The 20,017-nt window shown below is 45.4% G+C and carries 17 protein-coding genes and 3 tRNA genes; 10 read left to right on the top strand and 10 right to left on the bottom strand.

Going from position 1 to position 20,017, the window contains the following annotated elements; all coding sequences use genetic code 11:
* Positions 1-55: 55 nt before the first annotated feature.
* The 3 genes from J4N44_RS04660 (at position 56) to J4N44_RS04650 (ending at position 509) form a co-directional block, all read left to right on the top strand.
* Positions 56-140 (top strand) — tRNA-Tyr (locus tag J4N44_RS04660).
* Positions 141-239: 99 nt separating this feature from the next.
* Positions 240-324 (top strand) — tRNA-Tyr (locus J4N44_RS04655).
* Positions 325-424: 100 nt separating this feature from the next.
* Positions 425-509, top strand: a tRNA-Tyr gene (locus tag J4N44_RS04650).
* Between the two features lie 408 nt (positions 510-917).
* Here J4N44_RS04650 and J4N44_RS04645 read toward each other — a convergent pair.
* Entirely contained in the window at positions 918-1,790 is an 873-nt protein-coding gene (locus J4N44_RS04645; RefSeq protein WP_005446611.1) for a Tim44 domain-containing protein, read from the bottom strand.
* Between the two features lie 256 nt (positions 1,791-2,046).
* On the opposite strand from J4N44_RS04645, the gene J4N44_RS04640 reads away from it, so the two are divergent.
* The 3 genes from J4N44_RS04640 (at position 2,047) to J4N44_RS04630 (ending at position 5,591) form a co-directional block, all read left to right on the top strand.
* The gene (locus tag J4N44_RS04640; protein ID WP_005446609.1) at positions 2,047-2,637 is read left to right on the top strand and encodes a TetR/AcrR family transcriptional regulator; all 591 of its coding nucleotides are present in this window, start codon (positions 2,047-2,049) and stop codon (positions 2,635-2,637) included.
* A gap of 13 nt (positions 2,638-2,650) precedes the next feature.
* Positions 2,651-4,525, top strand: a complete 1,875-nt coding sequence (locus J4N44_RS04635) for an MFS transporter (protein WP_252044891.1) — start codon at positions 2,651-2,653, stop codon at positions 4,523-4,525.
* Positions 4,526-4,658: 133 nt separating this feature from the next.
* Positions 4,659-5,591: a YeiH family protein gene (locus J4N44_RS04630; protein ID WP_503064193.1), complete on the top strand. Its 933-nt coding sequence runs from the start codon at positions 4,659-4,661 to the stop codon at positions 5,589-5,591.
* Here J4N44_RS04630 and J4N44_RS04625 read toward each other — a convergent pair.
* Positions 5,577-5,777, bottom strand: coding sequence for a hypothetical protein (locus J4N44_RS04625; protein ID WP_005446604.1), 201 nt, complete (start codon positions 5,775-5,777; stop codon positions 5,577-5,579). The two genes, J4N44_RS04630 and J4N44_RS04625, sit on opposite strands and share 15 nt — an antisense overlap.
* A 355-nt stretch (positions 5,778-6,132) precedes the next feature.
* Positions 6,133-7,017, bottom strand: a complete 885-nt coding sequence (locus J4N44_RS04620) for a LysR substrate-binding domain-containing protein (protein ID WP_005446602.1) — start codon at positions 7,015-7,017, stop codon at positions 6,133-6,135.
* Between the two features lie 156 nt (positions 7,018-7,173).
* On the opposite strand from J4N44_RS04620, the gene nagE reads away from it, so the two are divergent.
* The gene (gene nagE, locus J4N44_RS04615) at positions 7,174-8,628 is read left to right on the top strand and encodes an N-acetylglucosamine-specific PTS transporter subunit IIBC (RefSeq protein ID WP_009700394.1); all 1,455 of its coding nucleotides are present in this window, start codon (positions 7,174-7,176) and stop codon (positions 8,626-8,628) included.
* A 50-nt stretch (positions 8,629-8,678) separates the two neighbouring features.
* Here the strand turns inward: nagE and menE are convergent, their stop codons facing one another.
* The 6 genes from menE to J4N44_RS04585 all read right to left on the bottom strand — a co-directional run bounded on the left by menE (position 8,679) and on the right by J4N44_RS04585 (position 15,911).
* Positions 8,679-10,112, bottom strand: coding sequence for an o-succinylbenzoate--CoA ligase (gene menE / locus J4N44_RS04610; protein ID WP_252044890.1), 1,434 nt, complete (start codon positions 10,110-10,112; stop codon positions 8,679-8,681).
* Positions 10,097-11,086, bottom strand: coding sequence for an o-succinylbenzoate synthase (gene menC, locus J4N44_RS04605; RefSeq protein WP_005446597.1), 990 nt, complete (start codon positions 11,084-11,086; stop codon positions 10,097-10,099). Before menC ends, menE begins: the two co-directional genes overlap by 16 nt.
* Positions 11,087-11,214: 128 nt before the next feature.
* Entirely contained in the window at positions 11,215-12,081 is an 867-nt protein-coding gene (menB, locus tag J4N44_RS04600; RefSeq protein WP_005446595.1) for a 1,4-dihydroxy-2-naphthoyl-CoA synthase, read from the bottom strand.
* Positions 12,082-12,107: 26 nt separating this feature from the next.
* Positions 12,108-12,902 carry a 2-succinyl-6-hydroxy-2,4-cyclohexadiene-1-carboxylate synthase gene (gene menH / locus J4N44_RS04595; RefSeq protein WP_252044889.1) on the bottom strand — a complete coding sequence of 265 codons (795 nt, stop codon included), beginning with the start codon at positions 12,900-12,902 and terminating at the stop codon, positions 12,108-12,110.
* Positions 12,889-14,607, bottom strand: coding sequence for a 2-succinyl-5-enolpyruvyl-6-hydroxy-3-cyclohexene-1-carboxylic-acid synthase (gene menD, locus J4N44_RS04590; protein ID WP_252044888.1), 1,719 nt, complete (start codon positions 14,605-14,607; stop codon positions 12,889-12,891). The genes menH and menD overlap by 14 nt, the downstream gene beginning before the upstream one ends.
* Entirely contained in the window at positions 14,604-15,911 is a 1,308-nt protein-coding gene (locus J4N44_RS04585) for an isochorismate synthase (protein ID WP_017188355.1), read from the bottom strand. Before J4N44_RS04585 ends, menD begins: the two co-directional genes overlap by 4 nt.
* Positions 15,912-16,128: 217 nt before the next feature.
* Here J4N44_RS04585 and J4N44_RS04580 point away from each other — a divergent pair, with 217 nt between their 5' ends.
* From J4N44_RS04580 to J4N44_RS04570, 3 genes are all read left to right on the top strand, one after another.
* A complete protein-coding gene (locus J4N44_RS04580; protein ID WP_252044887.1) occupies positions 16,129-17,343 on the top strand; it encodes a pyridoxal phosphate-dependent aminotransferase in 1,215 nt (404 codons plus the stop codon).
* Positions 17,344-17,426: 83 nt separating this feature from the next.
* Complete coding sequence (yfbR, locus tag J4N44_RS04575; protein WP_005425568.1) at positions 17,427-18,011, top strand: 5'-deoxynucleotidase; 585 nt, start codon at positions 17,427-17,429, stop codon at positions 18,009-18,011.
* Positions 18,012-18,014: 3 nt separating this feature from the next.
* On the top strand, positions 18,015-19,349 hold the full coding sequence (locus J4N44_RS04570) for an anti-phage deoxyguanosine triphosphatase (protein ID WP_252045079.1): 1,335 nt from the start codon (positions 18,015-18,017) through the stop codon (positions 19,347-19,349).
* A 50-nt stretch (positions 19,350-19,399) separates the two neighbouring features.
* Here J4N44_RS04570 and J4N44_RS04565 read toward each other — a convergent pair whose 3' ends face one another.
* Complete coding sequence (locus tag J4N44_RS04565) at positions 19,400-20,017, bottom strand: tRNA-uridine aminocarboxypropyltransferase (RefSeq protein ID WP_005446584.1); 618 nt, start codon at positions 20,015-20,017, stop codon at positions 19,400-19,402.

Raw genomic sequence — 20,017 nt, 5'->3', positions numbered from 1 at the left:
AGCTAGGTTGGGAAACTAATTTTCAAGCATGCTCTTTGTAGTATGAAAACACCCTGGAGGGGTTCCCGAGTGGCCAAAGGGAGCAGACTGTAAATCTGCCGGCACTGCCTTCGATGGTTCGAATCCGTCCCCCTCCACCATATTCTTTCTTATGTTTTTCCTTTAAACATGAGAACAACTTGGAAGCTAGGTTGGGAAACTAATTTTCAAGCATACTCTTTGTAGTATGAAAACACCCTGGAGGGGTTCCCGAGTGGCCAAAGGGAGCAGACTGTAAATCTGCCGGCACTGCCTTCGATGGTTCGAATCCGTCCCCCTCCACCATATTCTTTCTTATGTTTTTCCTTTAAACATGAGAACAACTTGGAAGCTAGGTTGGGAAACTAATTTTCAAGCATACTCTTTGTAGTATGAAAAACACCCTGGAGGGGTTCCCGAGTGGCCAAAGGGAGCAGACTGTAAATCTGCCGGCACTGCCTTCGATGGTTCGAATCCGTCCCCCTCCACCATATTGAAGAAGCCAGCTCATTGAGCTGGCTTTTTTCGTTCTATACCTATCAATTTTCAATGACTACCCCACTATCTGGCTAAATCTAGTCTCACTCACAGCGCGATTTTTAGTGATCTTTCGTTAAGTAGTACGACACCTAGATACTTTTAACTAGCTCTGCTTGAGAGGGAATCAAAGTGTCAGTTGGTTTATTTTAGGTCAATGGAATCAAGCCATAGATCATCTCATTAGCTCTATCTTCACCATTCCCTATGTGTGACTCATCGTTTCCCTTGTAAGGATCCTATTTGCTCGACTTTAACCACTCGAAATTATATCGATAGGTTTCGATTCTCTGATTTCCAGACATAAAAAAACCCGCTCGAAAGCGGGATTTTACTAAGACTAAATTGAACGCTGCTGGTGATTAACCTTGAATACCGACAATCAACCAAGGTGCGTTTGGTACCGTTAGGTCGCGCTCTAGGTGCCAGATATCTTCGATATCTTCTTCAATGCCTTCTGCTGCATCACGGTAGCGACCACTGAACTGCAGACTAAGCTGTGCTTTACTTGCATCGTAGTCAGCGCGAACGATTTCAGCATCTACATACATCACATCGGTGTGTTGCTCGCCATCTAGCTTCGCACGTTCTGCTTTCAAATCTTCAAATAGGCTTGGTGAAACATACTCTTCAATCGTGTGAAGTTGGTTATGGTTCCATGCGCCTTGCAAGATGCGGTAGTGCTCACGAGAGCCATTGATGAATGCAGCTTGGTCAAAACCCGGTGGGTAGTTATGTGGGATGTCAGTTTGAGCACCGAAACCGCCAAAACCACCAGCGTTTGTATTTGGCTGTTGCTCAAAATTCTGCATGTTTGGTTGCTCGAACTTAGAAGCATTACCGCCAAATGCTGGCTGTTGACGATGCTGATTCATACTGCCCTGTTTAGCGCCAAGCATGCCGCGCATCAATTTGAAGATAACAAATGCAATCAAACCGATGATTAGGATATCCATAAATTGGATACCTTCGAATGCACCACCAAAGAATGCTGCTAACAAACCACCAGCAAGAAGACCACCAAGTAAGCCGCCCATCAAACCTTTTTTGCTTGATGATTTAGCACCTTGTTCTTTACCAATGGTGTTTGTGTTTTGTTGCTGCTGTTTAGGAGCAGGGGCTGTTTTATAACTCTTACCGAAAGACTTACCACCACCGAACTTTTTCGCTTCCGCGATAGGCGTTACAGCAACCGTAAACATCAGTAGGGCGACAATCGAAAATAAACGTTTCATCGTTATCCTTAAAATTGACGATATGTACTTAATCGCGCTGCATGATAGTGAAATGAACGAGCATCTAATATCAGTAGCACGCTAAATATGAGATGTGTCCATCATACTCCGTCGGATTCAACAATGAAACAATCCGTAATAGAAGACATGTATCAGAATATTGCCAACCCACAGGTTTCTGACTTGTTTGCGTTATTGACGGTCAATCAGTAGCTGACTATCATATTGAACGTTGTTCAATAAGTAGTTTTAAATTATGGCGCGCAGAAACGATCACACTAGAGAAGAGTTAGTCAATTTGACTCTTACCACAGTCAAAGACTTTTTAGACGAAAACTCTTACCACGACCTGAGCCTTCGCAAGATCGCTAATATGATAGGTTACGTGCCAAGTACTCTCGTTAATATCTTTGGCAACTATAACCTACTGCTTTTACATGCCGTTGCACAGACATTGGATGAGTTGCAACAAGAAGCAGTAACCGCGACCAAAAACAGTAAGGATGCTCATCAAGCACTTTTTGAACTGGCATACTGCTACCATGACTTTGCGCAAAAACACCCTTACCGCTGGCAACTGGTATTTGAGCACAACATGAATGGTGCTGAGCTTCCAGAGTGGCACGCGAAGCGCATCGATGGTATGACAGGAATGTTGGAATCCTTATTGGCACAAATCGCTCCCCATCGTACTGAATCTGAAGTATTACAAGCGAGTCGAGTATTATGGTCAGGTGTTCACGGCATTACACTTCTGAGTGTCGATGACAAATTTTTCTCAAGCGAACCTATTGATGGTAAAGAGCTTATCGATAACCTGATTTCAAACTACCTGATCAGCTGGTAATAAAGGATTGTTCATGTCATCAGACAGCCAGTCGTCTTTGCTTAGGCAGCGAAAGTTCCTCCCCTACTTTATTACCCAGTTTTTTGGTGCTTTCAACGACAACATATTTAAGAACGTACTGCTGCTGTTTGTGGCTTTTGCTGGGTCAAGCGCGTTACCAATTTCTAGCAACCTTTTCATTAACTTAGCGGCAGGCTTGTTTATTCTTCCATTCTTCTTATTCTCTGCATCAGCTGGGGTGCTCGCGGATAAGTACGAGAAGTCATGGTTTATTCGAAAGGTAAAGTTGTTCGAGATCGGCATCATGCTATTAGGCGCAATTGGTTTTATCACCGAAAGCTATGGCGTCCTGCTCTTATTGCTGTTTTTGATGGGCACCCAATCGGCGTTCTTTGGACCAGTCAAATATGCCCTACTTCCTCAACAACTTAATGAAAAAGAACTCGTCCCTGGCAACGCATTAGTCGAAGCTGGTACGTTTATCGCAATTCTGGTCGGTACTCTCGGTGCCGGTATTATTGCCTCAGCAGAGAGTGCCAAATATCTTGCTGCTTTCTGCGTTGTCATCTTTGCTGTTTTGGGCTACCTATCTAGTCGCTTTATTCCGTTTGCATCAGCCAGCGCGCCGGACATTCAATTCAAATGGCAACCATATAAACAGACCAAGCACACACTCGCGATTGCTAAGTCTGATCGTATTGTCTTCCAATGCATCATGGCAATCAGCTGGTTTTGGTTCCTAGGTGCGGCTTATCTGACTCAATTTCCAAACTTCACCAAGGTGTATTTGAACGGTACCGAAAGCGCGGTTTCTTTCCTTCTAGCGCTATTCTCTGTTGGCATTGCTGTTGGCTCCATGGCGTGTAATTGGCTCTCAAATCATCGTATTGAAGTCGGCATCGTGCCGATTGGTGCTCTGGGTATCACAATCTTCGGTTTCTTGATGGCAACATCAATTCCGACCGATCTGCCTCGCTTCCATACTTTCGCTGAGTTTGTTAGCTACGATGCATTCTGGTCCTTGTTCTTCTACTTATTAATGATAGGTGTATCCGGCGGTCTCTTTATCGTCCCCCTTTATGCCTTGATGCAACACCGAGCTAAAGAAACGGAACGAGCGCAGGTCATTGCAGGCTTAAACATCTTTAACTCTCTATTCATGGTAGGCAGCGCTGTATTAGGCATTGTTTGTCTAAGCGTACTTGAAATGAGCATTCCTCAATTATTTGCTCTTCTGGCGGTGCTTAATTTCCTCGTTGCAACGTACATTTTTTTGCAGATTCCTATCTTTGTGGTGCGCTTTGCAATGTGGGTGGTCACTCATACCATTTACCGAGTGAAGCACAAGAACTTACACCACCTACCAGAACACGGCGGGGCATTGATCGTCTGCAATCATGTCAGCTATATGGACTCACTGCTATTAAGTGCCGTTTGTCCTCGTCTCATTCGATTTGTGATGGAAGAAGACTATGCGAACCTTCCTCCTTTGCGACGATTTCTTCGCCGAGCAGGCGTGATCCCCATCTCGGCTAGCAATCGAACATCGATTCGCCGCGCATTTAATGATGTTGAGAAAGCACTGAGTGAGGGTCATATTGTGTGTATTTTCCCAGAGGGACGTTTAACGTCAGATGGTGAGATGAACGAGTTTATGCGTGGTATCGATATCATCCTTCGCCGCAGCCCTGTCCCTGTTATACCAATGGCACTGAAAGGTTTATGGGGCAGCTATTTCAGCCGTGCAAAAGGTCGCGCATGTAAGGGGTTACCAACCCGTTTCTGGTCTAAATTAGAAATCGAAGCAGGAACACCCGTCGATCCAAAACAAGCCAGCGCGCAAGTTATGTTTGAAAAAGTAAGAGGTCTTCGAGGCGACTGGCGTTAAACTCAGAACAGCACTTTCATATTCTTGAACATGCGTTTAGTTTAACTGAACGCATGTTCAATTCATTAAGACTTTCTGACCAAAAGCGTTACTGTATACTCCACGCTTTAACTCATAACAACGAACGACACCCTTGAATACAAAGAATATCCCCTTTGGATTGGCACTGCTGTTTTGTTTAACCCCTTTCGTGTCCTCTCCTATTGCGCTTGTGATCGGTTTTCTATTGGCGAGTTTTAGCCTAGTACCGACAGAACTTCCTATTGCCTCTTTTACCAAGAAGTTGCTTTCCTATTCAATCATTGGCTTAGGCTTCGGTATTCACTTTGAGCAGGCTCTAGCAGTCACTTCTGACGGCATTGGTCTTATCATCGCCACCATTCTTGGTACGCTTGTGCTCGGTATGACGATCGCGAAGATGATTAAGTTAGAACGAACGACCGCTTACTTAATCGCTTCTGGCACTGCAATTTGCGGTGGCAGTGCAATTGCCGCTGTCGCTCCAGCGATTAAAGCGAAGGATGAACAAATCGGTCTTGCACTTGCAACGGTTTTCGTTCTGAACTCAGTAGCGCTATTTATCTTCCCAGTGATTGGTCACGCAATAGGCTTGGATCAGCATACGTTCGGAACATGGGCGGCGATTGCGATTCACGACACTTCTTCAGTTGTGGGTGCCGCGTCTGCTTACGGCGAAGAAGCACTTACGACAGCAACAACATTGAAACTCGCCCGAGCATTGTGGATTATCCCTGTCGCACTGATCAGTGCTGTGATCTTTTCTCGAGGTAATGGAGAGGAAGGCAAAAGTAAGTTAGTGATTCCTTACTTCATTTTCTGGTACTGTGCTGCAATTGCATTCAGCGATTTTTTCCCACAATTTGAAGTGGTATATCAAGGCATCTTTGCCATTGCTAAGCAAGCTCTTGTGGTTTGTTTGTTCTTGATTGGTTGCAGTATTTCAGTCTCAAAACTCAAATCAGCAGGCGCAAAGCCATTACTGTTTGGCGTCACGTTGTGGGTACTGATTTCTACTACGTCTCTAGGCTGGTTACTTCTCAGCTAAACCTTGATCGATTTTCTGAGGCTGGGTTGGCTCGACTTTTCGCGTGCTTTGACTTTTGTGTACCAACACTAAAGCTATTGCAACCAGAAAGGCAGTTAACTCAGCCAATGAACGCATTAACCCCTCACTGCTGACAGCTACACCGATTTGCAATAATACCGCCGCTGCTAACGCTAATTTGATCATCCTGAACCTTATGCCTTATTCCTTTATCTTTGAGCATGATTATGATTCAGAGTTACAAGGATACGAAATTACCTTTTCGACTAATTCATTGCGAAATCAACTATACCCAAGTGACTTCAAGGTGCTGGATTCAGAGCGCTGTCACTGATTCAAGTTCAAGGAAAACAACGAAGCGTAATAGCAAGCTCTTTCCAAGTTGTTTGACGATGAAATTGTTTCAGTGACACGCTCCCAAAGGGCGAGTTGCCTTGGTTCGCATGCTTCGTTAACAACTTTTGATTTAGAACCACTAGATCTTCAAACTGTTGCCTCGCCTTCAAACCAAGTCATTCTCGCTGAACCAAGCATTTTGAGGTTACTTGGGTATATGACTTTCTATCCATGAAATAAAGGTTTTCACTTTAGGTCGATGTTCATAGCCAGATGGACAAATTAAATCGTACCCCAAGTTCGTATCCATTGTCGGATAAGGGCTAACCAATTCTCCTTTATCCAGTAGATCTTTGACGAATCGATACCGCCCCATCGCCACACCAACACTATTTCTCGCCGCGAGCACCGCCATATCTCGATGGCTAACACAATAAAAATGCTCAAAGATATCAACATCAAGTCCCACATGGGCAATCCATCGTTGCCATACATCCGAACCCAATGCATGGATAAAGTTGATACGATGAAGTGATGCCATCCCATCCTCTAAAATATTCTGTTCTTTCATGTACTCAGGTGTACAGACCGGGATGTACTTTTCACCAAACAGTCTTTGGCGATACACATCAACCAAATGCTCCGTATCATAAAAAATCGCAGCATCAATGTGATTAGTCACTAAATCTAATTGGTTTTCCTGTGCAAACAGGTTGAGGTTAAATCCCGGATAAAGACGTTTAAAATCCGCAATACGTGGCATCAACCATCCATTTAAGAATCCCGGAGATGCAGCGATATTCAGTTCACCAACTAAATCCGTTGATTTTATTTCTTCAATTTCATTAAAGATGGTGCTCAGTGACGATGATAATGTCTTTTGGAATCGGTACCCTTCTGCGGTCAAATCTAACTTCCGCGTACCTCGCACAAACAGAGAAAAACCAAGCTCCTGCTCTAGCACTTTGATGCGATGACTCACAGCGCCTTGAGTGAGGTGCAACTCTTTCGCTGCCTGCGTAAAGCTGAGGTGCTTCGCTGCGATACTGAAGGTATGAAGGTTTCTAAGCAGTAACTGTTGGTTAGCCATAACGCACCATGCATTAAAAATATTAATTCATGATAGTAGTGATTTCGTTTGTTTGCGTCGATAATTAAGTTTCAAATAGTCTCTAGAAACTAAATAAAAACGCCACTTTCAAACATAGATCATGTTTTAGGTGGCATTAAAATTATAGGGGCAAATATGAATATACTCGGCTATATGCAAAAAGTCGGTAAGGCATTAATGGTACCCGTGGCGACCCTACCTGCTGCGGCAATATTAATGGGGATTGGCTACTGGATTGATCCGGTCGGTTGGGGCTCTGAAAGTGTTTTAGCGGCATTCCTAATTAAATCCGGTGGAGCCATCATTGATAACATGGCGGTACTGTTCGCCGTTGGTGTCGCTTTCGGATTAAGTAAGGATAAGAATGGCTCTGCCGCTTTATCTGGTTTTATCTGTTTTATGGTGCTAACCACATTACTAGCACCGGGTGCCGTTACTCAATTGATGGATATTAGTGCTGACGAAGTGCCTGATGCGTTCAACAAAATCAACAACCAGTTTATCGGTATTCTAGTTGGCGTGATCTCAGCAGAAATCTATAACCGTTACTCTGGTGTTGAGCTACCAAAGGCGTTGGCATTCTTCAGTGGCAAGCGTCTGGTTCCAATCTTAACCTCTATCGCTGGCATGGCTTTGGCTTTTGTCCTGCTTTATGTATGGCCTGTGATTTACGATGCATTAATTATTTTCGGGACTAAGCTCGAATCCATGGGGGCGTTAGGCGCAGGTCTCTTTGGCTTCTTTAACCGTTTGATGCTGACAATCGGCATGCACCACGCGCTCTACCCAGTCTTCTGGTTTGATGTGGTTGGCATCAACGACATTCCAAACTTCTTAGGCGGCGCACAGTCTATTGCCAATGGTACGGCTGTGATCGGCAAAACTGGTATGTACCAAGCTGGCTTCTTCCCAATTATGATGTTTGGTCTACCAGGTGCCGCTCTTGCGATTTATCACTGCGCTGATAAGCAAAACAAAACCAAAGTGTTTTCTATCATGCTGGCTGCTGCGATGGCGTCTTTCTTCACTGGTATCACAGAACCTCTAGAGTTCAGCTTCATGTTCTTAGCGCCAGTGTTGTACCTGATTCACGCAGTATTAACGGGGATCTCAATGTACATTGCGGCAAGCATGCAATGGATGGCAGGTTTTGGCTTCTCTGCAGGCTTCGTTGACTTCGTACTATCAAGCCAAAACCCGCTGGCGACCAAATGGTACATGCTGATCCCACAAGGTTTAGTTTTCTTCGCGATTTACTACAGCGTATTCCGCTTTGCGATTATTAAGTTCAACTTACGTACACCCGGTCGCGGCGAGGATATGGAAAAAGAAGTCACTGAGAACATAGGTGAATTGGCGAAAGACTACATCGCAGCGATCGGTGGTGCAGATAACATTCTCGAGGTGGACAACTGTATTACTCGCCTTCGCTTGACCGTAAAAGACTCTTCTCTAGCCGATGAAGCTAAGCTAAAACAACTAGGTGCTGCTGGCGTAGTTATGATTGGTAAAGGCGGCTTACAAGTGATTATCGGATTGGGCAAAGTAGATAAAGTGGCTGAGCAGATGAAAGTCGCGCTCGCTAACTAAAGAATTGTGGTGACTCACCATCACCACATCCCCCTGAAGTGCAATAACGCTTAGTCACCGTTTTGCACTTCATTTTTTAACCAGTCTTTCACTGCTTTGCGCGACACTTTAATACCACCACCCAACAGAGTTTGAGGCATTGCGTAATACGCTACTGGCCATTTGAATTTCTCTAGCTTAGTTTTTAGGTATTGCTCGTACTGTACTTTGCTCAATAACGATTCAGTTTGAATCACTGCCACTGGTCGGTGTCCAAATTCCGCATCTACTACTGGCACAACAATGCTTTGCGAAATACCCTCGATTTGGTTCAGTACTGCTTCAATTTCTTCGCAGTGAGCATTCTCACCGCCAGAGATGAATTGGTTGTCTGCTCGTCCAATGATCTTAAGTTCATCGCCTTGCCACTCACCTAAGTCTTTACTGTCGAACCAACCATCATCATTAAGCAGAGAAGTAATACTTCCTTGATTGAAGTAGCCAGTTGCGAGAGTGAGCCCGCCAATATAAATGCGTTGCTCCTCCAGCTTAATATCTCGATTTTGCAATAGGTGACCTGCATTGCTGATGCTGTCTATTTGCTTTGCTGTCACCGTTGAAGCGGCTTCCGTCATGCCGTAGCCTAGCCAAGTCTCAATGCCTTGTTGTGTCGCTCGTAGTGCGAGCTCATGTGCGACGTGGCTACCACCCAGTAATACATGCGTGAGAGACAATTCAACTTGTTCGTCCAGCAAACGCTTAAGCTGGGTCGAGACTAAAGAAGCATGAGAGACACCAACAATATCGTCCGTAAGGCTTCCACTTCCAACCTTAATGGTTGCACCAGCGAACAGCCAGCGATACACAATGGCAAGACCAGAAACATGATAAAGCGGCAGAGAGAGTAACCACGTACCTTGTTGGTCGAACCGAAACTCAGCCAACAGACCTTGAGCTGAAGAAAGGTGTTGTCTATGTGTATGAACAACCGCTTTGGGCGTACCGGTTGAACCAGAGGTAAATACGATAGATGCGAATCCATCATGCGAGTATCCGTCAGTAGAGAGCACTGATACATCATCGGTGTTAGTGTCTGGAATCGACAACAAGGTAGCACTAAGTTGTGATAACTGATTTTCTGAGTACAAACCAACGGCACCATCAGCAAACCAAACAAAGCGTTGCTGGTTCGGTTTGTATAATGTCGTTAGTTTGCCAGACAGAGCCTCAAAAGGCTGCGGCATGGTTAAAGCAACAGTCGCTCCTAACTGCTGAGCGGCAATATAAAACCACAGGGTTTCAACTTGATTCTTACCGACTAACGTCACCACATCTCCATTCATCACACCTTGCTGTTGCAGGGAATGAACATAATGGCGAATCCGTGCCGCTAATTGCTGCCAATTGAGCGACGCTTTGTTTGTTTCAAGCGCAATAGAAAAAGGGCTCACTTGAGCCCAGTATTTCCAAGGTGCAATCGCAATATCATCTACGCTGAATGCCACACTAACTCCTGCTCTGACAGCGGAATAACTGGAAGATCGCACTTCGGCCAGCCCTGCTCTAATTGTGCTTTAAACAAACCAATGGTATCCAAACCTGGGATCTCATTTGGTAGTTGCCATTGTGCTAAGCGCGCAAGTTGGTTGAGACCTAAGCTCGATTCAATGCTTGAGCTGATCACGGCTTTAATGCCCAGCGTCTTCGCCTTTTCAATCAGCTTAATACAGAAATCAACCGAGCCGATTAACGTTGGCTTGATGATGATGGTTTTCACACCAGTAAGATCTTCCAAGCTGAAATCTTCACGACGAACCGCATCTTGCAACGTCTCATCCCACGCGATAGCGATCCCCGTATTGATTGCAAAAGACAGGCTGTCGCCAGGAGAGCGACATGGCTCCTCCAAGAAGGTGATGCGCTGGCGTAGTGATGGTGCAATGTATTTTGCAAACTGCTGCGCTTTTTCTGGCGTCCAAGCACGGTTTGCATCAAGACGAAGCGTTAGCTGTGGAATCGACTCAAGAAACAAGTTCACCAGCATACCGTCACGAATCGGTTCATACAGACCGACTTTTACTTTCGCGACTTTTTCGCCTTCCATTTCGTTCAGTTTTGGGATCAGATCGTCTGGGTCACCGTTACACAAAGGCGCGACTTGGTGCTTACCTTGCGTAGGTAAACCACCTTCAAGCTCCAGTTGAGCCATCGACAAACCAAACGCAACCGATGGATACATGTGGTTGTAATCCAAAGGTAAGTTCGCAACCCAGCGTTCAACCTGAGCTTGCAATTGAATACCGGCTTCTTCCACACCTTCCAAGCTAAAACCAACCAGTGGAGCGACTTCACCACGACCGATTTTATCGCCTTCGGACAGTTCAACGATGTAACCTGTACGTTCCGTCAACTTGTTATCACGCAGTATCACGCCACTGTCCATTGGCAAGCAGTAACGATAAATCTTCGCTTTACGCATAATTCGAATCCTATGTAATGCCGTATATTCTGAGCTCTTTAGCGAGACAACCCGCTAGCCTCCCAGAGGGCGAGGCGCTCAGGACGAAAACGAAATAGAGGAGCGCATGGCTCCTCTTCTTATACGGATTATGGGTTACGAGGGAATTTGTCGAAGTCTGGGCGACGTTTCTCGTTGAATGCGTTACGACCTTCTTGGCCTTCATCCGTCATGTAGAACATCATTGTCGCGTTACCAGCAAGCTCTTGCAGACCCGCTTGACCATCACAGTCTGCATTGAGTGCCGCTTTCAAACAACGTAGCGCCATAGGGCTATGTTGTAGAACTTCACGACACCAGCGAACGGTTTCTTTTTCTAGGTCTTCTAGTGGCACAACTGTGTTCACTAGTCCCATATCTACTGCTTCTTGTGCATTGTAGAAGCGACATAGGAACCAGATTTCGCGAGCTTTCTTCTGGCCAACAATGCGAGCCATGTAAGATGCACCCCAGCCACCATCGAATGAACCGACTTTAGGACCCGTTTGACCAAATTGTGCATTGTCAGCAGCAATCGTTAGATCACACATCATATGAAGAACATGACCACCACCGACAGCCCAACCTGCAACCGATGCGATCACTGGTTTTGGACAAGTACGGATGTCGCGTTGGAAATCCAATACGTTTAGATGGTGAGTACCTTGGTCGTCTTTATAGCCGCCGTAATCGCCGCGGATCTTCTGGTCACCGCCAGAACAGAAAGCGTCTTCGCCTAGACCCGTTAGAATGATCACGCCAACACCAGAGTCGTAGCGTGCATCTGCCAACGCATCAATCATCTCTTTCACCGTTTGAGGGCGGAACGCATTACGCACTTGTGGACGTGCAATAGTAATTTTCGCGATACCGTCTTCAGACTTGTGGTAATGAATGTCCTCGTATTTCTCGCCGCAATCTTTCCATTGAACCGGAGCGTAAAGTTCTTCTTCAGAAATGCCTACTGTTTTAGCCATGGTGATTCCCATTGTTCTCGTTGCTCTCACCCAAAGTGAGAATGAAATATTTGATTAATGTGCATCGCAAATTGTTGTGGTTGCTCTTGATGGACATTGTGTCCAGCCCCCTCAACTTGTCGATACGCCAACCCGCTACTCTCAGCCAGTTGACTAAATTTCTTGTCTTTTGAACCGCAAATGTAATACAGCGGAATGGTTTGTTGTTGCAGCGCAGGCAGCAAGTAAGATTGCTTTGCTAAAGACGTCGCAAGCAACATGTCCGCAACTGCTGAACCAAGATTAGCACTTCGTTTCTCAATCAATGTTTGTCTTTGCTCATGGTTTAGTGAAGAAAAGACCAACTGTTGGTACCAATCGTTCAAAACACAGGCAAGAGGCTCTGTTTTGAAGCGTCTCGCCCAATGCGCATCGTTGCTAAACCGTGCTTGTTTTTCTGACTCGCTTTGCAGCCCGAAGTTTCCCCCTTCGATAATCGCACCGCAAATATTGAGATCCAGAAAACACTGGTGCGCAAGACCATGCATAGCAATGCGCCCACCCATTGAATAACCAATCAGAATAAACGGTTGTAGTGAGGGAAATAGTAAAGATAGTGTGGAATGGAGCAGTTTGCAGCAATCATTCAGGTCACGGCAAAAAATAGATTGGCTATGCCCATGCCCGGGTAAGTCAATCGTTACTCGGTCATACTGTGGCAAAGCTGCCATACACGTTTGCCAATCCTCACCACTGCCAAGCAAACCATGCAAAAACACCAACGTAGGTAATTCGCTACCTTGGTGTTTTTCCGTTGCAGGAAAGTGTTCAGAATAGAGCATGTAGATTCTTATTGAAGGATTTAAGATGCTCTACCGCTTGATTTGACGGCGTTTGCACTTCGACCACCAATGCTCCACGACCTGTCGCCAAATGTTGTGCTACTAACGTTTGGTACTCTGCCAGCGTGCTTGGTTTACTGTATTCTAATCCAAACTGCTTAGCGGCATGCTCAAACTCATAGCCATGGGGCATTTGGTAGAAAGACTCCCTATGCTCTTGTGGCACTGGCAGTAAATCAAAAATCGCACCACCATCGTTATTCGTGATCACTAAAACCGAAGGTAATTCACTGTGTGTAAACAGCGCTAGTGAGTTCAATCCATATAGAGCAGAAGTATCGCCAAGGAACATCAACATTGGATTTTGACGAGCTCGTTGCACACCACTTGCCGTAGCAAACAATCCATCAATACCCGAAGCGCCACGGTTAGTGAAGACTTCGGTATTGTCCAGTTTGCCAAACATATCGATTAGGCGAACAAACAAGCTATTACCAACAAACAAGTCCACCCCTTGAGACCGCTCCGCAACATCTATTGCCAAAGCAATTTCACTCAATTCACTCTTAGGATCGGAGACAAACAAACCTTTCGCATGCTGAGTCACCTGTTTGATGTCAGCAGCAAGGTCATCTGCCCAGCCGGAATACTCCGATTCAAACTCTGTAGTACGCTCTACCCACGCGCTTGGCTGCTCTGCCCAATGCCATTGAGGCAAGTGGCTTTGATTGTCACGATCCAATCGTGGAGAGACATACCAATATTGAATATCCCCACCATGCTGATTGCGAGAAACATGTCTCTCTAACCAATGATTAAAACGCTTAGAAATGATTCGGCTGCCGAACTGAACAATCAAATCGCAGTCATCAAGCTGGCTTGCCAACCTTGGGTTTTGTAGCCATAAATCAAAGTGCGCCCAATCAGAACTCACTCCACTTTGTGGGTCGGCAAGTATCGGCCACCCCATCTGTTCCGCAAATACACGAGCCGCTTGCGCTTGAACTAATGGCAAGCTTCCGATGACTACCACGCCTTTGTTATCGCCGCAACTTGGGATCGCACTGCTGGTTTTAGGGTTAAATCGCTGACAATACGTGACTTTGCTGTCTCTCCAACCTGCAACCGTGTCCGAGTAGCTTTGGTACGTACTCTTTTCAGTGTTCGAGTACAAAGGCTCGGGAAAGGCACAGTTAATGTGTACCGCACTGCCTCTTAGGCGTTGCGTAAACATCACTTCATCAACAGAAGTCAGCAACCAATTAAGAGGCGTTGATAATGTCGGACTCGGAAGGTTTAAACTGTCCGATACATGCTCAGCGAAAATACCCAATTGGTTGATGGCTTGGTTTGCACCGCAACCTACTAATTCAACAGAGCGGTCAGCGGTCAGTACCACCAGCTTTTCACCAGTCAACTTTGCTTCAGCAATCGCAGGCAATAAGTTCGCTACGGCAGTGCCAGAAGTCACAATCAATGCGACCGGCTCTTTGCTTGCTTTAGCAAGTCCGAGCGCCATGAAGCCTAATCCACGCTCATCAAAATGAGTATGAATAGTAAAATTGGGGTTATCTGCCGCTTCTACTGTTAAAGGTGTAGAGCGAGAACCAGGCGCAATACAAACGTGATTCACACCGAAGCGGTTCAATTCTGTCAGGATGGTTTCAGACCAGATGCGATTCAAAACAGCTTGATCGGCACTCATGATGCAACCCCAAGCGGTGGGTGATCTGAAATAAGAGAAAGTAACGTCGACATTTTTTTATCTAACTCGGCCCATTCATGTTCTGCAATGGAGCCTGGAACAATACCCGCGCCAGCAAACAGTTGAACTTGATCCCCTAAGATCAAAGCACTTCTGATCGCAACGCAAAATTCTGCACGTTCATGGCTAATATAACCCATCGAACCTGCATACCAACCACGAGCAAACGGTTCGTTATCCAGAATAAACTGCATCGATTCCTTGCGTGGTAAACCCGCTACTGCAGCGGTTGGTTGTAAAGCGGAAAGAAGCTGAACCCCATTGATTCCAGCTTTCAGTTCAGCGTGAATATTACGCTTCAAGTGCTGAACTTTTCTTAAACGTACTAAGCGAGGCTCGTTTTCGACCTCAACGCTTTCTGAATGCGGCGACAAACGATCGATAATGTCATCCACTACATATTGGTTTTCATTCAGATTTTTAGAATCTTGAGATAGCCAGTTTGCTAGCTCCATATCTTGCTTTGCATTATCGCCACGACCAATAGTGCCGGCTAAAGCTTCGGTATGAAGCTCATGACCAACGCGTGAATAAAGACGCTCAGGCGTTGACCCCATAAAACTGTGTTTACTGTCTAGACTCAATAGAAAATGAAAGCTGTGGTGATTATTTAAGTAGCTTGCTTTAAGTAACTGCGCAGCAGAAAGTGTCGAATCTAGTTGAACCACTGTTTTGCGAGCCAAAACCACTTTCTTGAAATCATCGTTTTCAATACCTGTCAGCACTTTTTCTACTAGCGTGTTCCACTCAGGCTCAGTTGGCGCGTGGTCAATAGATCGAATATGAGAAGAAATAGGCGCAAGGCTAGGCACATCACAAACCAGCTTTTTTAAGCCTGCTAATGTACGGGTTTTATCTTCTGAGATATTGACTGCGAGCGACCATTGTTGATCGAAGCGAATCAACTCGATTTGAGGAAGAAAAAAGAAAGATGGCATGCAGCGACGATTTTTCTCGTGCTGACCATCGAATGAACGACCACCCCATACACGTTGACCTTCTCCAAGGATCGTATATGCAGGTCCCGGCTCAACAAAAGAATGGAGCTGACCTAGGGCAACAACCTCTTCACGAGTATCACGGGACTGCCAGTAAAACTTGGGAAAAAGTGGTTGTGCTTCAAGCCAGTCAATAAACGCGAAATTTGGTTTCTCGTTGAGTGGCTCGACTAAACGTGTTTGATTGCCTTCCGTTTGCTGAACTCGCTCGATAATTCTATTTACGGCTTGATGGAACTGTGACAAATCAACCTCGAAATATGTGAGGATTAGTGGTAACTGACGGCTACTCTAAGTTTAGACCCAAAGCAAATCAAGGTCGTATGCGATCTTTTACAAAATCCTGTGATGGCGACAGGACAAAACTTAGCCACTAAACGGATAATTTACAGATTTATATTCTAATAAAAAACAAATTATTGTATTTTAATAAAGAAATTAACGATTTTTTAGGAATTAAACAATGCAAAATATCGGGATGTCGTCAAAACTCGACAATGTCTGCTACGACATTAGGGGTCCTGTACTCAAACATGCTAAACGCATGGAGGAAGAAGGGCATAAAATCCTAAAGCTAAACATTGGTAACCCCGCCCCATTTGGTTTTGACGCCCCTGATGAGATTCTAGTAGATGTAATCCGTAATCTACCAACTTCTCAAGGCTATTGTGATTCCAAGGGTATTTACTCAGCACGTAAAGCCGTCGTGCAGCACTACCAACGTAAAGGCATCCGTTCTCTGGATGTGGAAGATGTATACGTAGGCAACGGTGTTTCCGAACTCATCGTAATGGCAATGCAAGCGCTATTAAATAATGGCGATGAAATGCTGATCCCAGCACCGGATTACCCATTGTGGACGGCATCTGTTGCGCTATCAGGTGGTAAGCCTGTTCATTACTTATGTGATGAAGGTGCGGACTGGTATCCAGATCTAGAAGACATCAAAAAGAAAATCACGCCAAAAACACGCGGTATTGTTCTCATCAACCCGAACAACCCAACGGGTGCGGTTTACAGCCGTGATTTCCTTTTAGAAGTGATTGAGATTGCGCGTCAACATAAGTTGATGATCTTCGCCGACGAAATCTACGACAAAGTACTTTACGACGGTGCAACACACACTTCTGTCGCAACACTTACTGACGATGTATTGGTAATGACCTTCAACGGTCTGTCAAAAGCATACCGTGTTTGTGGTTTCCGCGGTGGTTGGATGTTCCTAACGGGTCCTAAACATTTGGCTCAAGGCTACATCAACGGTATCGAACTGCTGTCTTCAATGCGTTTGTGTGCCAACGTACCAATGCAACATGCAATCCAAACCGCGTTAGGCGGCTACCAAAGTATTAATGAGTTAATCCTGCCAGGTGGTCGTCTTCTTGAACAACGAAACCGCGCTTACGAACTGATCAATCAGATCCCTGGGGTTTCGTGTGTGAAGCCAAAAGGCGCGATGTACTTGTTCCCGAAAATCGACACCAAGATGTACAACATCAAAAATGACCAACAAATGGTCTTGGATTTCTTAAAACAAGAGAAGGTATTGTTGGTACAAGGCTCTGGCTTCAACTGGCCAAAACCCGATCACTTCCGTATCGTGACTTTACCCCACGTAGAAGATCTCGAAACCGCGATTAGTCGCTTTGAACGGTTCTTAACAACGTATAGCCAGTAGTAATTACTACTGAACTCTCATATGCTTAGAGGAGCTCCTAGTGAGCTCCTTTTTTTGTATCAGAATCAAAATTGGAGACAGCAATGAAAGAAAGCCATTTTTTCGCCCACTTGGCACGAATGAAGCTCATCCAACGCTGGCCCTTGATGCGCTCGGTATCACCGGAAAACGTTTCTGAACACAGCTTGCAAGTCGCGTTTGTCGCTCATGCCCTCGCCTTAATCAAAAACAAGAAGTTTGGCGGCAACCTCAATCCTGAACGGATAGCAATTCTAGCCATGTACCACGACTCCAGTGAGGTGTTAACTGGGGACTTGCCAACTCCTGTAAAATACTACAACCCAGAAATCTCTAAAGAATATAAGAAGATCGAAGCAGCTGCGGAACAAAAGTTACTGTCCATGTTGCCTGAGGAGTTTCAAGACGATTTTGCTCCCTACCTGTTGTCGCACTCTGCGCATGAAGAAGATGCATTGATCGTGAAACAAGCTGATTCCATCTGTGCATATTTAAAATGTCTTGAAGAACTTAGTGCAGGTAATCACGAGTTTGCTCTCGCCAAGAAGCGTCTCGACATCACTTTGCAAGAACGTAAAACACCGGAAATGGAATACTTCCTTCATACCTTTGCCCCAAGTTTTGAATTATCGCTGGATGAAATCAGTTAGTTGATGGAGAGAAACGTGTCGTTTGAATTAGATACTTCATGGCAAGAACGCCATGACGATGAACATAAAATCCGCCGTGACGATCATCGCAGCCCATATCAGCGTGACCGTGCGCGCATCTTGCACTCTGCGGCTTTCCGCCGCTTACAGGCGAAGACTCAGGTCCACGGCAACAGCTTAGAAGACTTCCACCGAACTCGCTTAACCCACTCTCTCGAAGCCGCGCAATTGGGAACGGGTATCGTAGCGCAGCTCAAGAAAAAGCAACCAGAGTTTCGAGATCTTCTGCCGTCTGACAGCTTGATCGATTCTCTCTGTTTAGCACACGACATTGGTCATCCTCCCTATGGACATGGTGGTGAAGTAGCCCTCAACTACATGATGCGTGAGCATGGCGGCTTTGAGGGGAATGCTCAAACATTTCGTATCGTCACCAAACTAGAGCCATATACTGAGCACTTTGGTATGAACTTATCGCGACGCGCGCTACTTGGTTTGATCAAATACCCTGCGCTACTTAGCCAAACTCGTGCAGTCTGCTTACCTGCCCCAGTCGAACACCAACGCAAGCTAAAAGCCAAAGACTGGTGCCCAGCAAAGGGGATCTACGACTGCGATAAGGATTTGTTCGATTGGGTCATTGCACCATTAACCGACAACGACAAAACCTTGTTAAGCCAAATGCGCTGTCGTCCGGAATCAGAGTTTGAACACTGTAAAACTCGCTTCAAGTCACTCGATTGTTCCATCATGGAACTCGCCGATGACATTGCTTATGGCGTACATGATTTGGAAGATGCAATTGTGCTGGGCATGGTCACTCGCCAACAATGGCAAGAAGGAGCAGCAAGCCAACTGGCAGATTGTGGTGACCCGTGGTTTGAAGAACACATTGGATCAATCGGGCAGATGTTGTTTAGTGGCAAACATCATGAACGCAAAGATGCGATCGGCGGTATGGTCAATGCGCTGCTTACCAGTATCTCAATTAAAGTCGTCGATGAACCATTTAACAATGCGCTACTGGCTTGGAACGCCTGCTTAGAACCACAGATGGCAAAAGCGCTTGAAGTCCTCAAACACTTTGTTAGTAAGTATGTGATTCAAGTACATCAGGTGCAGATTGTTGAGTATAAGGGTCAACAGATCATCATGGATTTGTTTGAGGCATTAAGTGCCGATCCTGAACGCTTACTTCCAACACACACCCAAACCTTGTGGCAAACTGCCACCACCGAGAGCGCAAAAATGCGTGTGATAGCAGATTACATCTCAGCGATGACTGACGGGCATGCACAAAAGCTACACCGTCAGTTGTTTTCTTCAATCGTGCTCTAACCAAAAAGGACGGCTTTAAAGGCCACTATGAACCTTAATCCCCTTTCAGCTTAACGAGCTTTCAGATAGTTCTTTTCAAATACGCCCGGAGGCATCTGGGCGATTTGGAACTCAATCATCTTCTCAAACGCCGCCAATAAAGGTGTGAAATCTTGGTTTGGCTCTAACAAGCTTAACGCATGATACCCAGCTTCTACCGTCGATAAGCTGTTTTCAGACGGTGCTTTACGAATGGTGTAGTGACCTTGTAGATTTTCCGGCAACTTCACCGTGGGGATAGACTGTAAATTGGTCGAAAGCTGCCACATCTTGTAAGCTTTCTTCCATGTCCCATCAAGTAAAATCAAACGAGTTTTCTTAGTAGAATCAGATCGTTCATCTGCCAACTGAGAAAGACACAACGACTGCTCTGAAGGATACAGAATAAAGTGCTGGTACGTTGCATCCTCAAGCAAGGCATTTAAAACTGAATCGTCAGAAAAATCTTCACCAATCAAGCAAGTACAATGATTTAAGCTTAAATTGAGAATCCGTGCCGTACCGAGAGGACGATGCTCTTCACTCGTATGCTGAAGGATGATAAGTTCAACCTCGTTTGCTAGCGATACAATCCATTGGCAGATACAAGCTTTGCGCGATTTTCCACACTGAGAACAATAACGAGACAT

It is taken from the genome of Vibrio sp. SCSIO 43155 (assembly GCF_023716605.1).
Classification (GTDB): Bacteria; Pseudomonadota; Gammaproteobacteria; order Enterobacterales; family Vibrionaceae; genus Vibrio; species Vibrio harveyi.
Note: the sequence above shows the minus strand (reverse complement) of the source record. Positions and strands in the feature narration are given on the sequence as shown.